Origin of the sequence: Novosphingobium sp. AAP93 (assembly GCF_001296055.1) — a bacterium.
Classification (GTDB): Bacteria; Pseudomonadota; Alphaproteobacteria; order Sphingomonadales; family Sphingomonadaceae; genus Novosphingobium.
The window spans coordinates 1-6616 of record NZ_LJHZ01000041.1 but is presented as its reverse complement, the minus strand read 5'-3'; the positions used below and the strand labels follow the sequence as shown (position 1 = coordinate 6616).

Annotated in this window: 6 protein-coding genes; 5 read left to right on the top strand and 1 reads right to left on the bottom strand. The window is 66.5% G+C overall.

Annotated elements, in window-relative coordinates; all coding sequences use genetic code 11:
- Positions 1-130: 130 nt before the first annotated feature.
- The 5 genes from trpB (at position 131) to IP83_RS08440 (ending at position 4758) form a co-directional block, all read left to right on the top strand.
- Positions 131-1345: a tryptophan synthase subunit beta gene (trpB, locus tag IP83_RS08460; RefSeq protein WP_054121782.1), complete on the top strand. Its 1215-nt coding sequence runs from the start codon at positions 131-133 to the stop codon at positions 1343-1345.
- A complete protein-coding gene (locus IP83_RS08455; RefSeq protein WP_054121781.1) occupies positions 1342-1653 on the top strand; it encodes a cupin domain-containing protein in 312 nt (103 codons plus the stop codon). Before trpB ends, IP83_RS08455 begins: the two co-directional genes overlap by 4 nt.
- Entirely contained in the window at positions 1650-2456 is an 807-nt protein-coding gene (gene trpA, locus IP83_RS08450) for a tryptophan synthase subunit alpha (protein ID WP_054121780.1), read from the top strand. Before IP83_RS08455 ends, trpA begins: the two co-directional genes overlap by 4 nt.
- Positions 2453-3301, top strand: a complete 849-nt coding sequence (gene accD / locus IP83_RS08445) for an acetyl-CoA carboxylase, carboxyltransferase subunit beta (RefSeq protein ID WP_054121779.1) — start codon at positions 2453-2455, stop codon at positions 3299-3301. The genes trpA and accD overlap by 4 nt, the downstream gene beginning before the upstream one ends.
- Before the next feature lie 149 nt (positions 3302-3450).
- Entirely contained in the window at positions 3451-4758 is a 1308-nt protein-coding gene (locus tag IP83_RS08440) for a folylpolyglutamate synthase/dihydrofolate synthase family protein (RefSeq protein ID WP_054121778.1), read from the top strand.
- A 73-nt stretch (positions 4759-4831) separates the two neighbouring features.
- Here the strand turns inward: IP83_RS08440 and IP83_RS08435 are convergent, their stop codons facing one another.
- The gene (locus IP83_RS08435; protein WP_054121777.1) at positions 4832-6538 is read right to left on the bottom strand and encodes an MFS transporter; all 1707 of its coding nucleotides are present in this window, start codon (positions 6536-6538) and stop codon (positions 4832-4834) included.
- Positions 6539-6616 lie beyond the last annotated feature (78 nt).

Here is a 6616-nt window from a genome sequence, read left to right as displayed (position 1 = left end):
CGAGCGAAGTCGAGACACCGAGCGCCACGCATGGTGTCTCGACTTCGCTCGACACGAACGGTGAGGGCAGAGAATGCCCTTTCGCCCACGAATCTGGACAAGCGCGCGCCCCTCTGCCAAGCGGAGCGCCATGAACGCGCCCATCCCCAACAGCTTCCGCACCCAGCCCGACGCACAAGGCCATTTCGGCCAGTTCGGCGGCCGCTATGTCGCCGAAACGCTGATGCCGCTGATCCTCGATCTGGAAGCGGAATACCGCAAGGCCAAGGCCGATCCTGCCTTCCACGCCGAATTTGGCGACCTGCTCGAACACTACGTCGGCCGCCCAAGCCCGCTCTATTTCGCCCCCCGCCTCACCGAGGAACTGGGCGGCGCGCAAGTCTGGTTCAAGCGCGACGAGCTCAACCACACCGGCGCGCACAAGATCAACAATTGCATCGGCCAGATCCTCCTCGCCATCCGCATGGGCAAGACGCGGATCATCGCGGAGACCGGCGCGGGCCAGCACGGCGTCGCCACCGCCACCGTCTGCGCGCGCTTCGGCCTGCCCTGCACGATCTTCATGGGGGCGACCGACGTTGCCCGCCAGCAGCCCAACGTGTTCCGCATGAAGCTCCTCGGCGCCGAAGTCGTCCCCGTCACTGCTGGCGCCGCGACGCTCAAGGATGCGATGAACGAGGCGCTGCGCGATTGGGTCGCGAACGTCCACAACACCTTCTACATCATCGGCACCGCCGCCGGCCCGCACCCCTATCCGGAGCTCGTACGCGATTTCCAGAGCGTGATCGGCAAGGAAGCGCGCGCCCAGATGCTCGCCCGCACCGGCCGCCTGCCCGACCTCCTCGTCGCGGCGATCGGCGGCGGCAGCAATGCCATCGGCCTGTTCCACCCCTTCCTCGATGATGCGGACGTGAAGATGCTCGGCGTCGAGGCGGCGGGCCACGGGCTCGACCAGCTCCACGCCGCGAGCCTCGCGGGAGGCCGCCCCGGCGTGCTCCACGGCAACAAGACCTACCTCCTGCAGGACGAAGACGGCCAGATCCTCGAAGGCCACTCGATCTCGGCGGGCCTCGATTATCCCGGCATCGGCCCCGAACACGCCTGGCTCAAGGAAACCGGCCGCGTCCAGTATACCTCGGTGACAGACACCGAAGCGCTCGACGGCTTCCAGCTGCTCTGCCGCACCGAAGGCATCATCCCTGCGCTGGAGCCCGCCCACGCCATCGCCGCGGTCAAGAAGATCGCCCCGACGATGGACAAGGACGCGATCATCCTCGCCAACCTCTGCGGACGCGGCGACAAGGACATCTTCTCGGTCGCGGAGCATCTGGGGGTGAAGCTGTGAAGCCCTTCGCCGCCACAGATTTCGTGGGTGAACGTGCGTGGGCCAGCCAGTTGCTCAGCGATTTCGGCGACGTGACCGTGCGGCTCCACTGGACCGATCAGCCCTATCGCTGGCACCGCAATACCGGTCCGGAAGTCTTCGTCGTGCTCGACGGTGAAGTGGACATGCACTACCGCGACACGGCTGGCGAACATATCGTCCGGCTCGCCGCAGGCCAGGGTGTGAGCGTGGAATCGGGGGATGAGCATGTTGCGCACCCTGTTGGCGCTGCGCGCATTCTCGTGGTCGAACGCAAGGATTCCGAATGACCCGTCTCGACCCCAATCGGCTTTCTGGCGCCTTCGCCAAGGGCCACCCCGCCCTCGTCTGCTTCGTCACCGGCGGCGATGGCCCGACGCCTGCTATCCTCGATGCGCTCGTCGAAGGCGGCGCGGACGTGATCGAACTCGGCATGCCCTTCACCGATCCGATGGCTGATGGCCCAGCGATCCAGCAGGCCAACATCCGCAGCCTTGCGGCTGGTACGAAGACGGCTGACCTCCTCAAGATGGCCACCGATTTCCGCGCGCGCCATCCGGAAGTGCCGCTTGTCCTCATGGGCTATGCCAATCCGATGACGATCCGCGGTGCCGACTGGTTCGCCGATCAGTGCGCCAAGGCCGGTGTCGACGGCGTCATCTGCGTCGATATCCCGCCCGAGGAAGATGCCGAGCTTGGCCCGTCCCTGCGTGCCGCCGGGATCAGCCTGATCCGCCTTGCCACCCCGACCACCGACCACGCGCGTCTGCCCGCCGTGCTCGAAGGCTCGTCGGGCTTTCTCTACTACGTCTCGGTTGCGGGCATCACCGGCAAGCAGTCCGCCGCGCTCGCCTCGATCGAGGAAGCCGTAACGCGCATCAAACAGACAGCCACGATCCCCGTCGCGGTCGGCTTCGGCGTCCGCACGCCCGAGCAGGCCGGCCCCATCGCCCGCGTGGCGGACGGCGTCGTCGTTGGCTCGGCCCTCATCGACATCATCGCAGAGCATGGCGACAATGCCCCCGCAAAGGTGCAGGAACTCGTCTCCGCCCTCGCCAACGCAGTCCATAATGCCCGAAAGGTAGAAGCATGAGCTGGCTGACCCGCGTCCGCAATTCGCTGCCTTTCGCGCCCAAGCGCGACACGCCGGACAACCTCTGGATCAAGTGCCCCTCGTGCAGCGAAATGCTGTTCACCAAGGAGTATGAGGAAAACCTCTCGGTCTGCCCGCGCTGTGATCATCACGGCCGCATCGGCGCCGAGACGCGCCTCGCGCAGCTGCTCGACGCCGGGTTCGAAGTGCTGCCCGCCCCCAAGGTGCGCGAAGATCCGCTCAAGTTCCGCGATACCAAGCGCTATACCGACCGCCTCAAGGCAGCCCGCGCGTCCAACCCGCAGCCCGATGCGCTGACCGCTGCGGTCGGCAGGATCGATGGCCACAAGGCTGTGGTCGGCGTCCAGGATTTCGGCTTCATGGGCGGCTCGATGGGCATGGCCGTAGGCGACGCCTTCATCGCGGCGACCGAAGCCGCCATCGCCAACAAGTGCCCCTTCATCGCCGTGACGGCGGCAGGCGGCGCGCGCATGCAGGAAGGCATTCTCAGCCTCATGCAGATGCCGCGCACCACCGTCGCGATCAATCGCATGCGCGCGGCGGGCCTGCCGTATATCGTTGTTCTCACCGATCCCACGACCGGCGGCGTGACCGCAAGCTATGCGATGCTCGGCGATATCCAGATCGCCGAACCCGGCGCGCTCATCGGCTTTGCCGGCCAGCGCGTGATCCAGGACACGATCCGCGAGAAGCTCCCCGAAGGCTTCCAGCGCGCCGAATACCTCCACGCGCACGGCATGATCGACATGGTCGTCAGCCGCCATATGCTGAAGGCCACCCTCGCCCGCACCATCGGCTATCTGATGGCCGCGCAGGCGGCTTGACCCCTCCGACCCGCTGGCGCGGGCCACCTCCCCATTTGTGCTTCGCAAAAATGGGGAGGACCTAAAACAGACAGACTTTTCTTCGCCCTCCCCATTTTCACGAAGTGCAAATGGGGAGGTGGCAGCCCGAAGGGCTGACGGAGGGGTAATTGCGCGACTTCGCCATTTCCGAAAACCCGCGCGTGCAGACACAACTGGACCGCCTCGGCGCGCTCTCGCTCCCGCAAGGCCGCCTCGGCCTCGATACCGTGCGCGATATCTGCAATCGCCTCGGCAATCCGCAGCGCCGCCTGCCGCCGGTGTTCCACGTCGCGGGCACCAACGGCAAAGGCTCGACCTGCGCCTATCTGCGCGCCATCCTCGAAGCGCAGGGCCTCGTGGTCCACACCGCAACCAAGCCCCACCTCGTGCGCTACAACGAACGCATCCGCGTCGCGGGCAAGCTCATCAGCGACGAAAGCCTCGCCGACCTGCTCGAACGCGTGCTCGATGCGTCCGCAGACCTTGGCCTCAGCTTCTTCGAAGTCACCACTGTCGCAACGTTCCTCGCCTTTGCGGAAACCCCGGCGGATGCCTGCGTCATCGAGACCGGCCTCGGCGGCAGGCTCGATGCCACCAACGTCCTCGAAAACCCTGCCGTCTGCGGCATCGCTACCTTGGGCATCGACCACGAGGCCTTCCTGCTGGTGCCCGAAGCGGGGACGCCGGAGGAGCCGCTCGCCCGCATCGCCTTCGAGAAGGCCAGCATCGCCAAGCCCGGCGCGCCGCTGGTGGTGCAGAGCTACGCGTACAGCCCGCTCGCCAGCGTTCTCGCCACTGCCAGCCATATCGGCGCGCCGGTTGCCTTGCGCGGTCGCGATTGGTGGGCAGAAACCAGCGAAACCATCGCATACCGCGACGCCAAGGGCAGCTTGAGCCTACCGCTCCCCAGCCTCGCCGGCGCCCATCAGGCCGACAACGCCGCCCTCGCCATCGCCATGCTGCGCCACCAGAGCGCCGTTCCCGTCACCCCCGAAGCCATGGCAGAGGGCATCCGCGCCGCCCGCTGGCCCGCCCGCCTCCAGCGCCTCGGCACCGGCCCGCTCACCGCACTCGCCGGAAACCGCACCGTCTGGCTCGATGGCGGCCACAATCCGGACGCTGGGCAAGCCATCGCCCGCCATTTCGCGAATTCCGCACCGCTCCACCTCGTCATGGGCATGCTGACTAGCAAAGACCCCAGCGCCATCCTGCGTCCCTTGGAAGGCAAGCTCGCCTCGGTCTCCATCGTCCCCGCCCCGGGACACGAGGCGCACACCCCCGAAGACTTCGCGCCCTTTACCATGCTTCCCGTGGCCAGCTTCGCCAATGTCGCCGAAGCCCTCGCCGCGCTACCCGTCGAAGGCGATGTGTTGATCGCTGGCTCGCTCTACCTTGCGGGCGATGTGCTCAGGCGCAACGACGAAGCGCCGGACTGAGACGGGGCGCCAGCGCGCTTCGACAAGCTCAGCACGAGCGGGGGTGGTTCAACTGGAAAATCAAAAACCTCGCTCATCCTGAGCTTGTTGAAGGATCGCGCGCAGCGCCAGCCTCCCGCGCCACGCGCACCCATTCGAGGCACACGAACAGCACCGCCACCAGCCCCGCCGCCGCCGTCCAGCGGAACACCGTGGCATAGCCGTAGAGATCGAACGCCTCGCCCGCGATCCCGCGCCCCAGCGAACCGATCAGGAAGGTCAGCGAGGACATCAGCGCATATTGCACCGCCGTATAGCGCTTGGAGACGATGCCCGAGAGGTACGCCACGAAGGCCGCACCCGCGATGCCGGTCGAGATGTTTTCGAAGCTGATGGCCAGCAGCAGCCGGATCATGCGCGGATCGAAGCCGAACAGGCCGAACAGCGCGTGCAGGCCCACCGCCTTGCCCACCGCATCGATATGCACCGCGCCTTCGGCGAGGTCGGCATAGACGAAGTTGCCCAGCATCGGGAGGATCGCGCCGATCAGGATCGTCGGCATGCGCCCCAGCCGCAGGAACAGATAGCCGCCGAGGCTGATCCCCGCGATGGTCATGAAGATGCCGAAGAGCTTGGAGGCGAAGGCCACCTCGTCCTTGGAATAGTGCAGGAAATCGAGGTAGAACGGGAAGGCGAAGCTCGACCACACGTTGTAGCACAGCGTGTAGGTGAGGATCATCCCGATCACCACCAGCACCCCCCAGCCGAGCCGCGCCACCAGTTCCGCCAGCGGGGCGATCAGCGCGACGTAGAGGTGGTTCGCCGCGGTGCGCACCGCCGAATGCCGCGTATCAGGCGCCGTCAGCACCGCGCGGCCCTGCGTGCGCATCGCATTGGTCACCGCCGCGACGAGCAGCGGAACCGCCACGGTCGCCAGCACGATCAGCGGGCCCATCTGGCGCGTGAAATCGCCTACCGAGGGGTGTTTCTCGCCCGGCCCCAGCGGGCTCAGCATGATCACCATGAAGCGCACGATTGTCGCGATTGCCCAGGCCCAGCTGGTGCCGACGATGAACAGCGCAATACCTCGCGCGCGCGGCGTCAATTCACCCGGCTGCGCCAGCGCGGCGTGGAGCGTGCCTTGCTCGGGGCGTGGTGTGTCGGGCGCGCGCAAGGTCACAATACCGATCAGCGCGATCAGCCCTGCCATCAGCAGATAGACCAGCGGCCATGACATCCGCCCCGCCAGCACCAGCGCCAGCGCACCGCCGACAATCGAGGCGATGCGGTAGCCGAACTGGTAGATCGAGGAGAGCAGCTCGACCGGCGTATCCTCGTCCGCGACATCGATGCGCCACGCGTCCACCGCCACGTCCTGCGTCGCGGAGGCCAGCGCGGCGAGGAACGCAAACAGCGCGAAGGTGCCGATGGCCTTGGCCGGATCAGTCAGCGCAAGGCCCACGAAGCCCAGAACCAATACGATCTGGCACAGTAAGATCCAGCTCTTGCGCCGCCCCAGCGCTTCGAGGCCGGGCAGCGCCATGCGGTCCACCAGCGGCGACCACAGGAACTTGAACGAGTAAGACAGGCCGATCCACGAGAGCACGCCAATGGTGGCAAGGTCGATCTTCACTTCGCCCAGCCAGGCGTTGAGCGTGCCGAGCAGCAGAGCATAAGGCAGGCCCGAGGCAAAGCCGAAGCCCAGCATCGTGGCCGACTTGCGCGTGGCGAGCGCCACCATCAGCAGCTTGAAGCCCTTCGGGCGCGGTGGTTTCTCAACCTCGGCGGCACTCGATGCCATTCAGTCCCTCACACTTCCCCCTCCGTTCGTGTCGAGCGAAGTCGAGACACCGGGCGCGGCGTGCGGTGTCTCGACTTC

Excerpts from the sequence above, each read along its gene's own strand:
- trpB (WP_054121782.1), top strand. The coding sequence starts at position 131 with ATGAACGCGCCCATCCCCAACAGCTTCCGCACCCAGCCCGACGCACAA.
- trpA (WP_054121780.1), top strand. The coding sequence starts at position 1,650 with ATGACCCGTCTCGACCCCAATCGGCTTTCTGGCGCCTTCGCCAAGGGC.
- accD (WP_054121779.1), top strand. The coding sequence starts at position 2,453 with ATGAGCTGGCTGACCCGCGTCCGCAATTCGCTGCCTTTCGCGCCCAAG.
- IP83_RS08435 (WP_054121777.1), bottom strand. The coding sequence starts at position 6,538 with ATGGCATCGAGTGCCGCCGAGGTTGAGAAACCACCGCGCCCGAAGGGC.